This is a genomic window from Phytobacter ursingii (assembly GCF_001022135.1).
Lineage (GTDB): Bacteria > Pseudomonadota > Gammaproteobacteria > Enterobacterales > Enterobacteriaceae > Phytobacter > Phytobacter ursingii.
In genome coordinates this window covers 4,535,651-4,552,734 of the sequence record NZ_CP011602.1, presented here as the reverse complement: position 1 = coordinate 4,552,734, position 17,084 = coordinate 4,535,651, and the positions used below count along the sequence as shown (strand labels likewise).

Here is a 17,084-nt window from a genome sequence, read left to right as displayed (position 1 = left end):
CGCAGTGAAATGATATCCTCAATCATTCGGCTTTATTTGCGGATAATGGGATGAACCATAACGCTTTTACTTTCCAGACTCTCCATCCTGACACCATCATGGATGCGCTGTTTGAGCGGGGAATCCGGGTCGACTCCGGTCTTACACCTCTAAACAGCTATGAGAACCGTGTTTACCAGTTTCAGGACGAAGACCGTCGCCGTTACGTGGTGAAGTTCTACCGTCCTGAACGCTGGTCCGCAGAGCAAATCCAGGAAGAACATCAATTTGCGCAGGATCTCCTGAGCGATGACGTTCCTGTTGCCGCGCCGCTCGCTTTCGACAACCAAACCTTGCTGACCCATCAAGGGTTTTATTATGCGGTCTTCCCAAGTGTAGGTGGACGCCAGTTCGAAGCGGATAACCTGGATCAAATGGAATGGGTTGGCCGCTATCTTGGGCGCCTGCATCAAACAGGCCGTAAGGCGTTGTTCGCACATCGTCCGGATATAGGGGTGAAGGAGTATCTACTTGAGCCTCGCCAGGTTTTTGAAGATTCTGTGCTTATCCCAGCCTCGTTGAAAGACAGTTTCCTGCGTGCCGCCGATCAACTTATCGAAGCCGTCATGGGGCAGTGGCATAATCGCTTCACCAATCTGCGCTTACACGGAGATTGTCATGCCGGGAATATTCTCTGGCGCGATGGTCCGTTGTTTGTGGATCTGGATGACGCCCGCAATGGCCCTGCGATCCAGGATCTCTGGATGTTGTTGCATGGCGATAAAGCCGAGCAGCGCATGCAGCTTGAGATGATTATCGAAGCCTATGAAGAATTCTGCGAATTTGATACGGCAGAACTGAGCCTTATTGAACCGCTTCGTGCTATGCGCCTGGTTTACTACCTGGCGTGGATTATCCGTCGCTGGGATGACCCCGCTTTCCCCAAAAATTTCCCGTGGTTAACCGGGGAAGATTACTGGCGCGATCAGACAACGACTTTTCTTGGGCAGGTAAAGGCATTGCAAGAACCGCCTCTACAATTAATGCCGATTTATTAATGTGTGACACATCCTGGAGAGATTTAATCATGAAGAAAATTTGGCTGGCGCTGGCAGGAATGATTCTGGCTTTTAGTGCTTCGGCAGCACAATTTACCGATGGTAAACAGTACACCACGCTCGACAAACCCGTTGCTGGTGAACCACAAGTTTTGGAATTTTTCTCATTCTATTGCCCGCACTGTTACGACTTTGAACATGTATGGCATGTTGCGGATGCTGTAAAACAGAAGCTGCCGGAAGGCACTAAAATGACGAAATACCATGTTGAGTTCCTTGGCCCGTTGGGTAAAGAGATGACTCAGGCATGGGCTGTCGCAATGGCTCTGGGCGTAGAAGATAAAATCACTGCACCGATGTTTGAGGCTGTACAGAAAACGCAAACCGTTCAGTCTGTTGCTGATATCCGCGATGTCTTCATCAAAGCCGGCGTCAAAGGTGAGGAGTACGATGCAGCGTGGAACAGCTTTGTCGTTAAATCACTGGTTGCCCAACAAGAGAAAGCAGCTGCTGACCTGCAGTTACAGGGTGTTCCGGCCATGTATGTTAACGGCAAATATCAGCTGAATATGCAAGGTATGGATACCAGCAGCATGGATATTTTCGTACAGCAATATGCTGACACTGTTCGATATCTTGTTGAGAAGAAGTAATAACGTTAACGCCGGTCATCGACCGGCGTTGTTATATTCACGTTTGATGGCGTCAATTTGCTGATCTTTCTCGCTCCATAGCGCATTTAGCCATTGCTGAAAACCGCGCTTAAAGTTCTTATCATTAACGTAGTCGCCATGCAGGTCATCGTTAACGGGCAATAAATTTACGCGAACGACAATGCGCGTTAACTTCCCGCTTAACATATCGAAAAAGGGTTTTTTGTCGTTTTCAGGATAGCAGAGCGTTACATCAAGCAATTTATCGAATTGCTTTCCCAGTACGCCCAGGGCCATCGCTATCCCTGCTGCTTTAGGGGGAAGCAGGTTATTGAATGCCGACCGTGTCTCGATACGTTTTTCATCGGTGAAGCGTGAACCCTCAACGAAATTCACAATGGTTGTCGGATGGAGACGAAACTTCTCGCAAGAACGGCGCGTGGTCTCTACATCTTTACCGCGACGCTCAGGATGACGTATCAGATAACCCCGCGAATAGCGGCGCATAAACGGCATATCCAGCGCCCAGCAAGCCAGGCCAATAAAAGGGACCCAGGCCAATTGTTGCTTAAGAAAGTATTTATTCATCGGGATATGTTTGCGGAAAAGCACGCACAGCACCACGATATCAGCCCAACTGTGGTGGTTACAGATTAGCAAGTACCAGTTCTTTTTATTGAGTCCCTCAAGGCCTTGAATATCCCACTGGAGATGAGGGTTAAGCTGCAGCAGCCAGGCCAGCCCTTCACACCAGCAATACATCATTAAATTACAAAATGCAGAGATAGCGCGCCACAGTACCGGAATCGGCAGTAATAGCTTAATGATACCGGCGATAATGATCGGTACAGAGCAGAAGATAGTCACCAGGATGGTGAGTATGACACTCAATACCAGAGTGCACACAACGAGCAGTCTCGACATAATTATATTATTCAAAAGGTTAATCAAAGCATGGGCATCACAGAGCATGCAAGGTGCTGATCTTACCAGAAAACACCTGGCATGATGGGGTAAAGGTTAGTCTTAGCGTGCGGTCGTTATACGTTGTGCTAAATCAAATTACATTTTCTTATATCCACATGGAGCAAATAGTCACCAAAAAGCAATAATGATCACTTATCTTTTTTTAATTGTTTGAAAATAAAGGAAACTTACTTTTCTGCGATCGAGAAAAATGCACAATAATCCAGTCCTTGAGAAATAATGCACAAACTTATCCACAGGATGATGGGGTATTTGATCGTCCAGATCGTGAAATCTTTTTCGGCAAATGCGGTGAAAAACTGATGTTTTCGCCCGTCTGTGGCATCCTTTAGCCATAAATTAATAAACAGGCACGGACATTATGGTTCAGATCCCAGAAAACCCACTTATCCTTGTTGACGGTTCCTCTTATCTCTATCGCGCATACCATGCGTTTCCCCCGTTGACCAACAGTGCAGGCGATCCTACTGGCGCTATGTATGGCGTCCTGAATATGCTGCGGAGTTTGATCCTGCAGTATCAGCCGACACATGCCGCAGTGGTGTTTGATGCGAAGGGCAAAACGTTCCGTGACGAACTGTTTGAGCACTATAAATCCCACCGTCCGCCAATGCCGGACGATCTGCGCGCGCAGATCGAGCCGCTGCATGAAATGGTTAAAGCGATGGGGTTACCGCTACTGGCTGTTTCGGGCGTAGAGGCTGACGATGTGATAGGCACTCTGGCGCGTGAAGCCGAAAAAGCAGGGCGTCCGGTCTTGATCAGTACAGGCGATAAAGACATGGCTCAGTTAGTGACGCCAGGAATTACGCTTATCAACACCATGACCAATACTGTCCTGGGGCCAGAAGAGGTCGTCACTAAATACGGCGTGCCGCCGGAGTTGATCATCGATTTCCTCGCCTTAATGGGCGACTCTTCGGACAACATCCCCGGTGTTCCTGGTGTGGGCGAAAAAACCGCTCAGGCGTTGTTACAAGGGCTTGGTGGCCTGGATACGCTGTACGCCGAACCGGAAAAGATTGCCGAACTCTCATTCCGTGGCGCCAAAAATATGGCGGCGAAGCTGGAGCAGAATAAAGAGGTGGCTTACCTCTCTTACCAGCTGGCGACCATTAAAACCGATGTTGAGCTGGAGTTGACCTGTGAACAACTGGAAGTTCAACAACCCGCTGCGGATGCGCTACTCGACCTGTTTAAAAAGTATGAATTTAAGCGCTGGATTACGGATCTGGAGGGCGGTAAATGGCTCCAGGCAAAAGGCGCAAAACCGGCCGCTAAGCCGCAAGAAACGGTTGTCGTTGAAGCTGAGGCCGACGTGCCTGCAGCCATACTGTCATTTGATAACTACGTCACTATCCTTGATGAGGACGTGTTAAACGAGTGGATTGCGAAACTCAAAAAAGCGGCGGTGTTTGCTTTCGATACCGAAACGGACAGCCTGGATAACATCAGCGCTAATCTGGTGGGACTTTCGTTTGCGATCGAACCTGGCGTAGCCGCTTATGTCCCGGTAGCGCATGACTACCTGGATGCGCCAGCGCAGATTTCGCGTGATCGGGCACTAGAATTACTGAAAGACCTGCTTGAAGATGAGAAGGCCCTGAAAGTTGGCCAGAACCTCAAATATGACCGTGGCATTTTGCAGAATTACGGTATTGAGCTGCGCGGTATTGCCTTTGACACCATGCTGGAATCCTACACGCTGGATAGTGTCGCTGGCCGTCACGATATGGACAGCTTGTCTGATCGCTGGTTAAAGCATAAAACCATTACATTTGAAGAAATTGCGGGTAAAGGCAAAAACCAGCTGACGTTTAACCAGATCGATCTTGAGCAGGCAGGGCGCTATGCCGCAGAAGATGCGGACGTTACGCTGCAACTGCACCTTAAGATGTGGCCGGAACTGCAAAAGAATGCAGGTCCGTTAAATATCTTCCAGAACATTGAGATACCGCTGGTGCCGGTGCTTTCACGCGTAGAGCGTAACGGCGTTAATATCGATCCTGCGGTACTGCACAAACATTCTGAGGAAATTACCCTGCGTCTGGCGGAGTTAGAGAAAAAGGCCCATGAAATCGCAGGTGAACCTTTTAACCTTTCCTCGACCAAACAACTGCAGACAATTCTCTTTGAGAAACAGGGCATCAAACCGCTTAAGAAGACGCCTGGCGGCGCACCGTCAACGTCGGAGGAAGTGCTGGAAGAGCTGGCCCTGGATTACCCACTGCCGAAAGTCATTCTTGAGCACCGTGGCCTGGCGAAACTGAAGTCGACTTACACCGATAAGCTGCCGCTGATGATTAATCCAAAGACCGGACGCGTACACACGTCCTATCACCAGGCGGTCACGGCGACCGGGCGTTTGTCTTCCACCGATCCGAACTTACAAAACATTCCGGTGCGTAATGAGGAAGGCCGACGTATTCGTCAGGCGTTTATCGCTCCAAAAGACTACGTCATTGTTTCCGCTGACTACTCGCAAATTGAATTGCGTATTATGGCGCATCTGTCACGGGATAAAGGTCTGCTCTCTGCCTTTGCCGAAGGGAAGGATATCCATCGGGCAACGGCAGCCGAAGTGTTTGGCTTACCGCTGGAAAGGGTGTCGAACGAGCAGCGGCGCAGCGCGAAAGCCATTAATTTCGGTTTGATTTATGGCATGAGCGCGTTTGGCCTCTCTCGCCAGCTCAACATTCCGCGTAAAGAGTCGCAGAAGTACATGGACCTCTATTTCGAGCGCTACCCGGGCGTCCTGGAATATATGGAGAATACCCGCGCCCAGGCGAAAGAAAAAGGCTATGTCGAAACCCTGGAAGGGCGTCGTCTCTATCTTCCGGACATCAAATCCAGCAACGCGGCGCGTCGTGCCGGTGCGGAACGTGCGGCTATCAACGCGCCGATGCAGGGTACGGCAGCAGACATTATCAAACGCGCAATGATTGCGGTTGATGCGTGGCTGCAAACGGAGAAACCGCGCGTGAAAATGATCATGCAGGTACACGATGAACTGGTGTTCGAAGTGCATAAAGATGATGTGGATGCGGTATCGCAAAAGATCCACGAGCTGATGGAAAGCAGTACCAAACTGGATGTGCCGCTGCTGGTGGAAGTCGGTAGCGGGCAAAACTGGGATCAAGCGCACTAAGTACTGGTCACATAAGCTTCTTTTTATGTAAGTAAGCAACATAACCAGTACATTTTGTGACGATCATTCATATTCCCTATGTAAAGATTGAAAATAAACTACAAAAAATGCTTTGTCCGTGACCAAAAAGGGAGTAGAGTTAAAGACGTAGGGTACAGAGGTAAGATGTTCTATCTTTCAGACCTTTTACTTCACGTAATCGGATTTGGCTGAATATTTAGCCGCCCCAGTCAGAAATGACTGGGGCGTTTTTTATTGTACTCGTCATACTTCAAGCTGCATGTGCGTTGGCTTTCCTCGCTCACCCCAGTCACTTACTGGAGTAAGCTCCTGAGGATTCGCTGCGTCGCCGCCTTCCTGCAACTCGAATTATTTAGAGTAGTAGCGAAAAAAGCGCGGGCGAATGCCGCGCTATATCAGGAAGGGATCAGGCTTCTGCGTCTTCTTCGACAACCGGTGGAAGGTCGTTGAACCAGCTGTCGAGCTTCTGGCGAAGTTTATCCACACCCTGTTTTTTCAATGATGAAAATGCTTCAACCTGTACATCACCATTAAACGCAATCACTGCTTCGCGCACCATATTAAGCTGCGCCTTACGTGCGCCGCTGGCCAGCTTATCAGCCTTTGTCAGCAGTACCAGCACCTGAATATTGCTCTCCACTGCCCACTCGATCATTTGCTGATCAAGATCTTTCAGGGGATGGCGAATATCCATCAGTATTACCAGACCTTGCAGACACTGACGTTTTTCCAGGTATTCACCGAGCGCGCGCTGCCATTTGCGCTTCATCTCTTCTGGCACTTCGGCGTAACCGTAACCCGGTAAGTCCACCAGGCGTTTGCCTTCGGCCACTTCGAAGAGGTTAATCAGCTGCGTACGTCCGGGCGTTTTGGATGTGCGAGCCAGGCTTTTCTGATTTGTCAGGGTATTAAGCGCGCTGGATTTCCCGGCGTTGGAGCGGCCAGCAAAAGCCACTTCGATACCGGTATCGGCGGGTAAGTGGCGAATATCAGGCGCACTGGTGACAAAATGCGTCTGTTGGTAGTTCCAGTTAGTCAAATTGGTCGTCTCCGTAATCTCGGCATGGGGGGATTATACCTGAACCCACGTAAAAGACTGTTTTTCTCGTTAACGGTGATCCGCCAGAAAATATCCTTTTTATCTGTAGGATATTTGCCATAAAGCTTATGCGAATTTTCAGAGAAGTTGCAGGATCATAAAAATGTAAATCAATGAAAAAAAAGGTTTTGTTATTGGAGAATTTTCTGAATTTGTATTTTTGGGGCGCTTTGTTGCTTGTGCGTTTCAATTAAGCAGGTAAAGTATTTACAAAGGCGAGGAAGCCTGAGGGATGAAGACTTACGGATTGAGGGGTCAGGAGCGCCAGGAGGCGAAGACCAGGAAACTGCCAGGATGGCAGTCTTAAAAGGAATAATGGACCATAACATGGAACGTGACGTGCTAAGGGAAAAACAGGGTGTGTTGTAAGCAAACAGGGAACGTAGTACCCATTGAGGGTTGAGGGTCAGAAAAAAAGGCGACAGATTACTCTGTCGCCTTTTTTCTTTGCTTGCTTTCTGCTAGATTCCGCCGCAATTCTATACTGAATAAAACCATCTAAGCCGACTATCATGAAAAAACCTTCGACCACTCCGCGCGGCAAAACACCTGGCAAAGCGCACCGTAAATCACGTGAAGAACTCAACCAGGAAGGGCGTGACCGTAAGCGCGATAAAAAGCACCGTGGCAATGCGGCCGGTAGCCGTGCAAGCGGTGCAAGCGCGTCCTCTGGCTCAGGAAAAGGCGCTTCTCAGGCCGATCCGCGCGTTGGCAGCAAGAAACCGATTCCACTGGGTGCGACCGAGCCCCAGGTCAAAAAGCAGCACAAACCAAAGAGCGAGAAACCTATGCTTTCACCGCAAGCTGAACTGGATCTGCTGGAGAACGATGAGCGCCTGGACGCGTTGCTGGAACGACTTGAAGAGGGCGAATCCCTGAGCGCTGAAGAGCAAAGCTGGGTAGACGCTAAACTTGACCGCATTGATGAATTAATGCAGCAACTCGGCCTCTCCTACGATGATGACGAAGAAGAAGAGGAAGAAGGCCGCGAAGACATGATGCGCTTGCTCAAAGGCGGCAATTAACGGTCAGGTATGGGCCTGCCTGTCCTGCTTATAACCCTTCCGGTTATATGTTATCTGGTGTGGTTATTCGTTAAACTACAGCGGTTGTCGCGGCGCAAACTGTGGCTGCGCAACCGGCTTATGACCCGAAATGAGGTCAGGCCGGGCCGCCGTACCCGCCAGCGGCGTTATCGGAAGGAGTGAGCATGTCTGAGCAATTAATTGACTGGGATCTGGCCCTTATCCAGAAATATAACTATTCCGGGCCGCGCTACACGTCATATCCCACCGCGCTGGAGTTTTCCGCTGACTATGGCGAAGAAAATTTCCGTAGTGCCGTCGCACGTTATCCAGAGCGACCGTTGTCACTGTATGTGCACATTCCGTTTTGCCATAAGCTTTGTTATTTCTGCGGCTGCAATAAGATTGTTACGCGCCAACAACACAAAGCTGACCACTATCTGGATGCCCTGGAACAAGAGATTATCCACCGCGCGCCGCTGTTCGCCGATCGTCGCGTCAGCCAGCTTCACTGGGGCGGTGGTACGCCAACCTACCTGAATAAAGCGCAAATCAGCCGCCTGATGGGCTTACTGCGTAGCCATTTTCAGTTCGATGTGGATGCGGAAATCTCTATTGAAGTGGATCCGCGTGAAATTGAGCTGGATGTCCTGGATCATTTACGATCGGAAGGCTTTAATCGCCTGAGCATGGGGGTGCAGGACTTTAATAAAGAGGTCCAGCGGCTGGTTAACCGTGAGCAGGACGAGTCCTTCATCTTTGCGCTGATTAAACGTGCGCGCGACATTGGTTTCACCTCGACCAATATTGATTTGATTTATGGTTTGCCGAAACAGACGCCGGAAAGTTTTGCCTTCACCCTGAGTCGGGTGGCAGAACTGAGTCCCGATCGCCTGAGTGTGTTTAACTACGCCCATCTTCCCACTCTGTTTGCGGCCCAGCGTAAAATCAAAGACGCGGAACTGCCGTCTGCACAACAGAAACTGGATATCCTGCAACAGACCATTGTTTCGCTGACCGACGCCGGTTATCAGTTCATCGGTATGGACCATTTTGCCCGTCCTGATGATGAGCTGGCGGTAGCCCAGCGTGAGGGGGTTCTGCACCGCAACTTCCAGGGCTATACCACCCAGGGCGATACCGATCTGTTAGGGATGGGCGTTTCGGCCATCAGCATGATTGGCGACAGTTACGCGCAGAATCAGAAAGAGTTAAAAGCCTATTACCAACAGGTAGACGACACCGGCAATGCTTTGTGGCGCGGGATTGCGCTGACCCGTGACGACTGTATTCGTCGTGACGTGATAAAAGCGCTTATTTGCCATTTCCGTCTCGATTTTAGCCGTGTTGAGAATCAGTGGGATCTGCGCTTCAACGACTACTTTGCCGAAGATCTGAAACTGCTTAAGCCGCTGGCGAATGATGGGCTGGTGGAGATTAACGAGCAGGGTATTGAAGTAACGGCGAAAGGGCGCTTATTAATTCGCAATATTTGCATGTGTTTTGATGTATACCTGCGCCAGAAAGCGCGCATGCAGCAGTTTTCAAGGGTGATTTAAGCGGTTTCCCCGGCGGCGATGCGCTGGCCGGGGATATCAGACCGTGACCTGATAAGCGAAGCGCCAGCTGGCGCTTAGCTAAATAGCCCAAACAGCGCGGCGCACAATACGGCAGCGACGGCGGCTTGTGGCGTGTGGCTGGCGGCGGCGCTAACGCCTGCGCTGCTCGACACGATGTTGATGAGTGATTCCAGCATGATGACCTCCCCGTGGACGGGCAAGATCATACTGAACCCATCGGAACAGTAAAGCGCAAAATTGCAGCAATTTGCGCTCGCTATTCAATCTTTACAATTAGCTGGAATATTACTCCATTCCCAGCTCTTTGAGCTTACGCGTCAGGGTGTTACGCCCCCATCCCAGTAAACGTGCTGCTTCTTGTTTATGCCCCTGCGTATGACGTAATGCAGTCGTCAACAAGGTCCGTTCCATTTCCGGTTGCGCTTCGGAAAGCAGGTTTTGATGACCGGAACGTAGCGCTCTGTCGGCCCATTGCGCCAACAGCGTTGCCCAGCTATCCGGCAGCGACTGCCCCGTACTGCTTTCCGGGATCGTGGTTTCAAACAATTCAGCCGGTAAATCCTGAATCAGGACTTCCTGTCCGGCAGCCATCACGGTTAACCAACGGCAGGTGTTCTCCAGTTGGCGTACGTTACCCGGCCAGGCCAGGCGAGTGAGTGCCGCTTCGGTTTCCGGATGCAATTGCTTTGCTTCGACCCCCAGCTCACGGGCTGCGACCTGAAGAAAATGGCGCGCCAGACGGGGAATATCCTCGCGACGTTCACGCAGCGGCGGAAGGTGCACGCGGATAACGTTCAGGCGGTGGAATAAATCCTCGCGGAATTTTCCTTCCTGCACGCGCAACTCCAGGTTCTGGTGCGTAGCGGCAATGATGCGTACATCGACCTTCACCGGCGCATAACCACCGACACGGTAGAACTGTCCATCGGCCAGAACGCGCAACAGGCGCGTCTGTACGTCCAGCGGCATATCGCCGATTTCATCGAGGAACAGCGTACCGCCATCGGCCTGTTCGAAACGACCCTGACGTATGGTATTGGCGCCGGTAAACGCCCCTTTCTCGTGGCCAAACAGCTCAGATTCAATCAAATCTTTTGGGATGGCCGCCATGTTCAGCGCAATGAAAGGCGCTTTCACCCGCGGGCTATGGCGATGCAGCGCGTGGGCGACCAGCTCTTTACCGGTACCGGACTCACCGTTGATTAAAACGCTGATAGACGAACGAGACAGACGGCCAATGATGCGAAAGACATCCTGCATCGCAGGCGCTTCACCAATAATATCGGTGGTTGGTCCGCTAACCTGCACATTACGCGGTTGCTGCTGTTCCTGATAATGGCTGATGGCACGTTCAACCAGCGCCACCGCTTCGTCAATATCAAAAGGCTTTGGCAGATAATCAAACGCCCCTTGCTGATACGCGCTGACTGCCGCATCCAGGTCGGAATGCGCGGTCATAATGATGACCGGAAGCATCGGGTGGCGCTGTTTGATTTGCTTTAGCAAGGCAAGACCATCCATACCGGGCATGCGAATATCCGACAACAGCACGTCCGGCGTTTTGGTGGTCAGCGCATCAAGCACTTCATTTGCGTTTTCAAACGTTGTACAGCTCAAGCCTGCCCCGGTGAGCGCGCGTTCAAGCACCCAACGGATGGAGCTATCGTCATCAACGATCCAGACTATCCCTCGTTGCATAAACACCTCTATTTCCGAATAGGCAGGAACACCGAGAACTCGGTATGGCCTGGCCAACTGGTGAATTCAATTTTGCCAGAATGTTGATCAATCAAACTTCGAGCGATAGATAACCCTAAGCCAGTACCACCTTCACGTCCGCTCACCATCGGGTAAAACAGCGTGTCCTGCAGGTTTGACGGAATACCTGGTCCGTTATCTTCCACATCAATACGTGCCGCAAGGCGATAGCGAACGCCGTGCAGAGTGAGCTGAAACGCGGTACGAGTACGCAGAATAATTTCGCCGCCCTCAGGTCCCAGCGCCTGTAGCGCGTTGCGAACAATGTTCAGCAGCACCTGCTCAATCTGGTCGGGATCGTGTGCCAGCTCAGGCAGACTTGGGTCATAGTCGCGGACCAGGGTGACGTTATCAGGCAATTCCATCGACACCAGCTTCACGACGCGTTCAGCGACTTTGTGTATGCTTTCTGTTACGTGCATACCGGGCTGTTGAGGCCCAAGCAGTCGGTCCACCAGGTTACGCAGACGATCGGCCTGTTCAATGATGACTTTGGTGTACTCCAGCAATGAAGGGTCAGGCAGGGCTTTGCTTAAGAGCTGCGCCGCACCACGTAAGCCTCCGAGCGGATTTTTGATTTCATGCGCCAGGCCGCGTACCAGATCGCGTGCTGCCACTTGCTGGGCATGCTGGAGTTGTTCCTGGCTCAGTCGTCGCTGATTGTCCATCGGCGCCATCTCCAGCAGGATGAGCCCCTCAGGCAACCGTTGCGCCGTTAACGAGAGAATATGTGAGCGCCCGTCGATAACGAGGGTCACTTCATTGTCCGTAAAGCCTTGTCCAGCATCGAGACTTTCCCGCATCAGAACGATATTGAGCGAGAAATAGCTCAGCAGGTCCGGCAACGGCGTACCGAATAATTTACGGGAACTTTGCGCCAGAAGTTGCTGCGCCGCCGGGTTGGCGTAATGTACCGCCAGTTCGTCATCAACCAGCAAGATGCTATTGATTAAAGAATTGAGGATCTGCCCAGCATCGGGCAACGAGCCACTTGCCATCCAGCAGTCTCCCAAAGATTGCACTATTTTAGTGCAGTATAGCGTTTTATAAGTAAATAAGGCGGTAATTCAGGTTGTTGGTGGAGAAAAAAGCCCATCCTGGGATGGGCTGAAAGTTTCCACGGCAACAAAACTCCTGATGTCTTTCGCGCCGCAGCTGTGTTGGCTGCCCTCAGTCACCCGAATCACTTAGTTCATTAAGCTCATCGGGCTTCTTTAGGTTGCCGCCTTGCTGCGACATAAAATCCATCGGATTTAAATTATTAAACGCTGTAGTACAGCTCGAACTCTACCGGGTGCGGCGTCATGCGTACGCGGTCGTTTTCTTCGATACGCAGTGCGATGTAAGCATCGATTGCGTCGTCGGTGAATACGCCACCCGCTGTCAGGAACTCGCGGTCTTCGTTCAGGCAGTTCAGTGCTTCTTCCAGAGAACCTGCAACCTGCGGGATTTCTTTCGCTTCTTCAGCTGGCAGGTCATACAGGTTTTTGTCCATCGCTTCGCCCGGGTGGATCTTGTTCTTAATACCATCAAGGCCAGCCATCAGCAGCGCTGCGAAGCACAGGTACGGGTTAGCAGCCGGGTCCGGGAAACGCACTTCGATACGACGTGCTTTCGGGGATGCAACCACCGGGATACGGATGGAAGCAGAACGGTTACGGGCAGAGTAAGCCAGCATTACCGGTGCTTCGTAACCCGGGACCAGACGTTTGTAGGAGTTGGTGGTCGGGTTAGACAGGGCGTTAATCGCTTTAGCGTGTTTGATTACGCCGCCGATGTAGTACAGCGCCTGCTCAGACAGACCCGCATATTTGTCGCCAGAGAACAGGTTTACGCCGTTCTTGGACAGAGACATGTGGCAGTGCATACCGGAACCGTTATCACCGAACATGGGTTTCGGCATAAAGGTTGCCGTTTTGCCGAAGCGGTGAGCAACGTTGTGAACTACATATTTGTAGATCTGAATTTCGTCCGCTTTTTTGGTCATGGTGTTGAAGCGGGTTGCCACTTCGTTCTGACCAGCAGTGGCGACTTCGTGGTGATGAGCTTCAACAACCAGGCCCATCTCTTCCATGACCAGACACATGGTAGAACGCAGGTCTTGTGCGGAATCCACTGGCGGAACCGGGAAGTAACCACCTTTAACAGCCGGACGGTGACCTTTGTTACCGCCTTCGTATTTGGTGGAGGAGTTCCATGCGCCTTCGATATCATCGATAGCAACATGGGAACCTGAAATTGAGCTGCCGAAACGTACGTCGTCGAACAGGAAGAATTCTGGCTCAGGCCCGAACAGCACAGTGTCTGCGATGCCCGTTGCGCGCAGGTATTCTTCAGCGCGTTTTGCGATGGAGCGCGGGTCGCGATCGTAGCCCTGCATGGTGCCCGGCTCAAGGATATCGCAACGGATGATCAGAGTCGGTTCTTCGTAGAACGGGTCAATGACAGCGGTAGAGGCGTCCGGCATCAGTACCATGTCAGATTCGTTAATGCCTTTCCAGCCACCAATCGAGGAGCCATCAAACATTTTGCCTTCTTCAAAGAAGTCAGCATTAACCTGATGAGCTGGGATCGTGACGTGCTGCTCTTTACCTTTAGTGTCGGTGAAGCGCAAATCAACAAACTTGACTTCGTGCTCGTTCAGCATCGTCAAAACGTGTTCAGCGGACATACTTAAACTCTCCCGGATTTATCATTGTCGTCGTGGTAACGAGGTCTACAATTACGGCGCTAACCTGTCGTTGTTGCCATGAAAAAGATAAAGCGAAATCTATGCCAACTTTTAAATGTCACTAAAAAGGCGCTATTATGCGCACCATAGTGCAAAAGGGCTGCACCATGATGGTTACGTTGCACTAATTCAGTGCCTGAATGTGAACATCAAGCACCGAATTGGTGCAACTTGCGTTGAGCAGCCCAATTTCGCTTCGTGAAAATGATCACAAAGCAACCCTGCAATCCTTGTTTGCGGGGGATGTTTGTGATCCTGTTTTGTAGTGCGATTAATCCGTGTACAATAACGCGCTATTTCTAAATGCCTGAGGCAAAGTTGTGATCGAAAATCTGCGTAACATCGCCATCATCGCGCACGTTGACCATGGTAAAACTACCCTGGTCGATAAGCTGCTGCAGCAATCCGGTACGTTTGATGCGCGTGCCGAAACTCAAGAGCGAGTGATGGACTCCAACGATTTGGAGAAAGAGCGTGGGATTACCATCCTGGCTAAAAACACCGCTATCAAATGGAATGATTACCGTATCAACATCGTTGATACCCCGGGGCACGCCGACTTCGGTGGTGAAGTTGAACGTGTCATGTCCATGGTAGATTCCGTTCTGTTGGTCGTTGATGCAATGGATGGTCCGATGCCGCAGACGCGCTTCGTGACCAAAAAAGCCTTTGCTCACGGCCTGAAACCCATTGTTGTTATCAACAAAGTTGACCGTCCGGGCGCGCGTCCTGATTGGGTTGTTGACCAGGTATTTGACCTGTTCGTTAACCTCGACGCTACCGACGAGCAGCTGGACTTCCCTATCGTTTACGCCTCTGCGCTGAACGGTATCGCGGGTCTGGATCACGAAGACATGGCGGAAGACATGACCCCGCTGTATCAGACTATCGTTGATCGTGTACCGGCACCGAACGTTGACCTTGATGGCCCGCTGCAGATGCAAATCTCCCAGCTGGACTACAACAACTACGTTGGCGTTATCGGTATCGGCCGCATCAAACGCGGTAAAGTGAAACCGAACCAGCAGGTCACTATCATTGATAGCGAAGGCAAAACGCGTAACGGTAAAGTCGGTAAAGTTCTGACTCACCTGGGTCTTGAGCGTATTGAGAGCGACATCGCGGAAGCAGGCGACATTATCGCGATCACCGGTCTCGGCGAGCTGAACATCTCTGACACCATTTGCGATACGCAGAATGTTGAAGCGTTGCCGGCGCTGTCTGTTGATGAGCCGACCGTAACCATGTTCTTCTGCGTAAACACCTCGCCGTTCTGCGGTAAAGAAGGTAAGTACGTTACCTCTCGTCAGATCCTTGACCGCCTGAACAAAGAGCTGGTGCACAACGTTGCACTGCGCGTTGAAGAAACCGAAGACGCTGATGCGTTCCGCGTTTCTGGTCGTGGTGAGCTGCACCTGTCTGTACTGATCGAGAACATGCGTCGTGAAGGTTTCGAGATGGCGGTTTCCCGTCCGAAAGTTATCTTCCGCGAAATCGATGGCCGTAAACAAGAGCCGTTCGAAAACGTAACGCTGGACGTCGAAGAGCAGCACCAGGGTTCTGTGATGCAGGCTCTGGGTGAGCGTAAAGGCGACCTGAAAAACATGAATCCAGATGGCAAAGGCCGCGTACGTCTCGACTACGTGATCCCAAGCCGTGGGCTTATCGGCTTCCGTTCAGAATTCATGACCATGACTTCCGGTACTGGTCTGCTGTACTCCACTTTCAGCCACTACGACGACATTCGTCCGGGCGATGTGGGCCAGCGTCAGAACGGTGTTCTGATCTCCAACGGCCAGGGTAAAGCAGTTGCGTTTGCACTGTTCAGCCTGCAGGACCGCGGTAAGCTGTTCCTGGGCCATGGCGCAGAAGTTTACGAAGGCCAGATCATCGGTATTCACAGCCGTTCTAACGACCTGACGGTAAACTGCCTGACCGGTAAGAAACTGACCAACATGCGTGCGTCCGGTACTGACGAAGCAACGGTTCTGGTTCCGCCGGTTAAGATGACCCTGGAGCAGGCTCTGGAGTTTATCGATGATGACGAACTGGTAGAAGTGACCCCGACCTCTATCCGTATTCGTAAACGTCACCTGACGGAAAACGATCGTCGTCGCGCTAACCGTGGTTCTAAAGAAGACTAATCTTCTTTCTTCACGGATATGTGATGCCGGGCTGGTCTCATGGCCAGCCGGAAAAAAAGCCGCTGATATCAGCGGCTTTTTTATTTATAGCGTAAGGGCGACGTTTAGTTTACGTCATCCTCAGCAATGACCAGTTCCACCTTGTCTTCTTCCAGCAGTTGCCGAAATGCCGCAGGCGGCTGTTTATCGGTAAAGAACGCTTTAACCTTGCGCGCGTTGCCAATCGACACGGCGGCGGATGCATGGAATTTTGTATGATCGGCGACTAACAACGTATGGCGGGCATGGGCCATCATGGTTTTGGCGACGGTGGCTTCATTCACATCAAATTCGAGCAACGTACCATCGTTCTCAATGGCACCTACGCTGGTGATAAGGTAGTCTGCCCGAAAGCCCTCAACGAAACTCACCGTTCCTGGCCCGACAATGCCCCCGTTATGTGAACGCAACATTCCTCCGGGTACCATGACTTCCAGATCCTGGTTTTTATACAGAATTTGCGCCACGCGCAGGCTGTTGGTGATGATGCGCAAGTCCTGGCGACCCAGCAACGCGCGGGCAACGGCTTCGACGGTCGTCCCGATAGTAATAAATACGGTGCAACGCTCAGGAATATAATCCGACACCGCATCGGCCATTTCCCGTTTTTCCTGGGTTAATGACAGTTCGCGTTCTTCAAACGCGGTGTTCATGACGCTCGAAACGCGCCCCGCCCCACCGTGGTGCCGAGTGATCAAACCCTGCTCACTTAACTTGCGAATATCACGACGAATAGTTTGGGTTGAAACATCCAGTAATTGCGCGAGCTCCTCAATATTCATATAGCCGCGCTCAGCAATGTAGTGAACAAGCTGATCGTGCCGCGGATTACCGGTCAGTTCGGTGATGCTCATGAACACTC

General features: G+C 51.3%; 14 protein-coding genes. 7 read left to right on the top strand and 7 right to left on the bottom strand.

Annotated elements, in window-relative coordinates; translation table 11 throughout:
- The first annotated feature begins 50 nt into the window (after positions 1-50).
- Complete coding sequence (locus AB182_RS25010; protein ID WP_047372431.1) at positions 51-1,037, top strand: serine/threonine protein kinase; 987 nt, start codon at positions 51-53, stop codon at positions 1,035-1,037.
- Positions 1,038-1,066: 29 nt separating this feature from the next.
- On the top strand, positions 1,067-1,690 hold the full coding sequence (gene dsbA / locus AB182_RS25005) for a thiol:disulfide interchange protein DsbA (RefSeq protein WP_047372430.1): 624 nt from the start codon (positions 1,067-1,069) through the stop codon (positions 1,688-1,690).
- 15 nt (positions 1,691-1,705) lie between these two features.
- On the opposite strand, the gene AB182_RS25000 is transcribed toward dsbA, so the two are convergent.
- Entirely contained in the window at positions 1,706-2,614 is a 909-nt protein-coding gene (locus tag AB182_RS25000) for an acyltransferase (protein WP_047373436.1), read from the bottom strand.
- A gap of 424 nt (positions 2,615-3,038) precedes the next feature.
- On the opposite strand from AB182_RS25000, the gene polA reads away from it, so the two are divergent.
- A complete protein-coding gene (gene polA, locus AB182_RS24995) occupies positions 3,039-5,825 on the top strand; it encodes a DNA polymerase I (protein WP_047372429.1) in 2,787 nt (928 codons plus the stop codon).
- 165 nt (positions 5,826-5,990) lie between these two features.
- Positions 5,991-6,038: a spot 42 RNA, inhibition of DNA synthesis gene (locus AB182_RS33485; protein ID WP_071892919.1), complete on the top strand. Its 48-nt coding sequence runs from the start codon at positions 5,991-5,993 to the stop codon at positions 6,036-6,038.
- Between the two features lie 214 nt (positions 6,039-6,252).
- Here AB182_RS33485 and yihA read toward each other — a convergent pair whose 3' ends face one another.
- Entirely contained in the window at positions 6,253-6,885 is a 633-nt protein-coding gene (gene yihA / locus AB182_RS24990) for a ribosome biogenesis GTP-binding protein YihA/YsxC (RefSeq protein WP_047372428.1), read from the bottom strand.
- A gap of 572 nt (positions 6,886-7,457) precedes the next feature.
- Here yihA and yihI point away from each other — a divergent pair.
- The gene (gene yihI, locus AB182_RS24985; RefSeq protein ID WP_047372427.1) at positions 7,458-7,970 is read left to right on the top strand and encodes a Der GTPase-activating protein YihI; all 513 of its coding nucleotides are present in this window, start codon (positions 7,458-7,460) and stop codon (positions 7,968-7,970) included.
- 185 nt (positions 7,971-8,155) lie between these two features.
- On the top strand, positions 8,156-9,529 hold the full coding sequence (gene hemN / locus AB182_RS24980) for an oxygen-independent coproporphyrinogen III oxidase (protein ID WP_047372426.1): 1,374 nt from the start codon (positions 8,156-8,158) through the stop codon (positions 9,527-9,529).
- Positions 9,530-9,603: 74 nt separating this feature from the next.
- Here hemN and AB182_RS32405 read toward each other — a convergent pair whose 3' ends face one another.
- The 4 genes from AB182_RS32405 to glnA form a co-directional block, all read right to left on the bottom strand.
- Positions 9,604-9,726, bottom strand: a complete 123-nt coding sequence (locus AB182_RS32405; protein WP_139153727.1) for a YshB family small membrane protein — start codon at positions 9,724-9,726, stop codon at positions 9,604-9,606.
- 109 nt (positions 9,727-9,835) lie between these two features.
- On the bottom strand, positions 9,836-11,248 hold the full coding sequence (gene glnG / locus AB182_RS24975) for a nitrogen regulation protein NR(I) (RefSeq protein WP_047372425.1): 1,413 nt from the start codon (positions 11,246-11,248) through the stop codon (positions 9,836-9,838).
- 8 nt (positions 11,249-11,256) lie between these two features.
- Positions 11,257-12,306, bottom strand: coding sequence for a nitrogen regulation protein NR(II) (gene glnL / locus AB182_RS24970; protein ID WP_039077371.1), 1,050 nt, complete (start codon positions 12,304-12,306; stop codon positions 11,257-11,259).
- Between the two features lie 263 nt (positions 12,307-12,569).
- A complete protein-coding gene (gene glnA, locus AB182_RS24965) occupies positions 12,570-13,979 on the bottom strand; it encodes a glutamate--ammonia ligase (protein WP_039077370.1) in 1,410 nt (469 codons plus the stop codon).
- A 380-nt stretch (positions 13,980-14,359) separates the two neighbouring features.
- Between glnA and typA the strand changes: the two genes are divergently transcribed.
- The gene (gene typA, locus AB182_RS24960) at positions 14,360-16,183 is read left to right on the top strand and encodes a ribosome-dependent GTPase TypA (protein ID WP_039077369.1); all 1,824 of its coding nucleotides are present in this window, start codon (positions 14,360-14,362) and stop codon (positions 16,181-16,183) included.
- Positions 16,184-16,287: 104 nt separating this feature from the next.
- On the opposite strand, the gene AB182_RS24955 is transcribed toward typA, so the two are convergent.
- Entirely contained in the window at positions 16,288-17,076 is a 789-nt protein-coding gene (locus tag AB182_RS24955; protein ID WP_047372424.1) for a DeoR/GlpR family DNA-binding transcription regulator, read from the bottom strand.
- Positions 17,077-17,084: the final 8 nt, after the last annotated feature.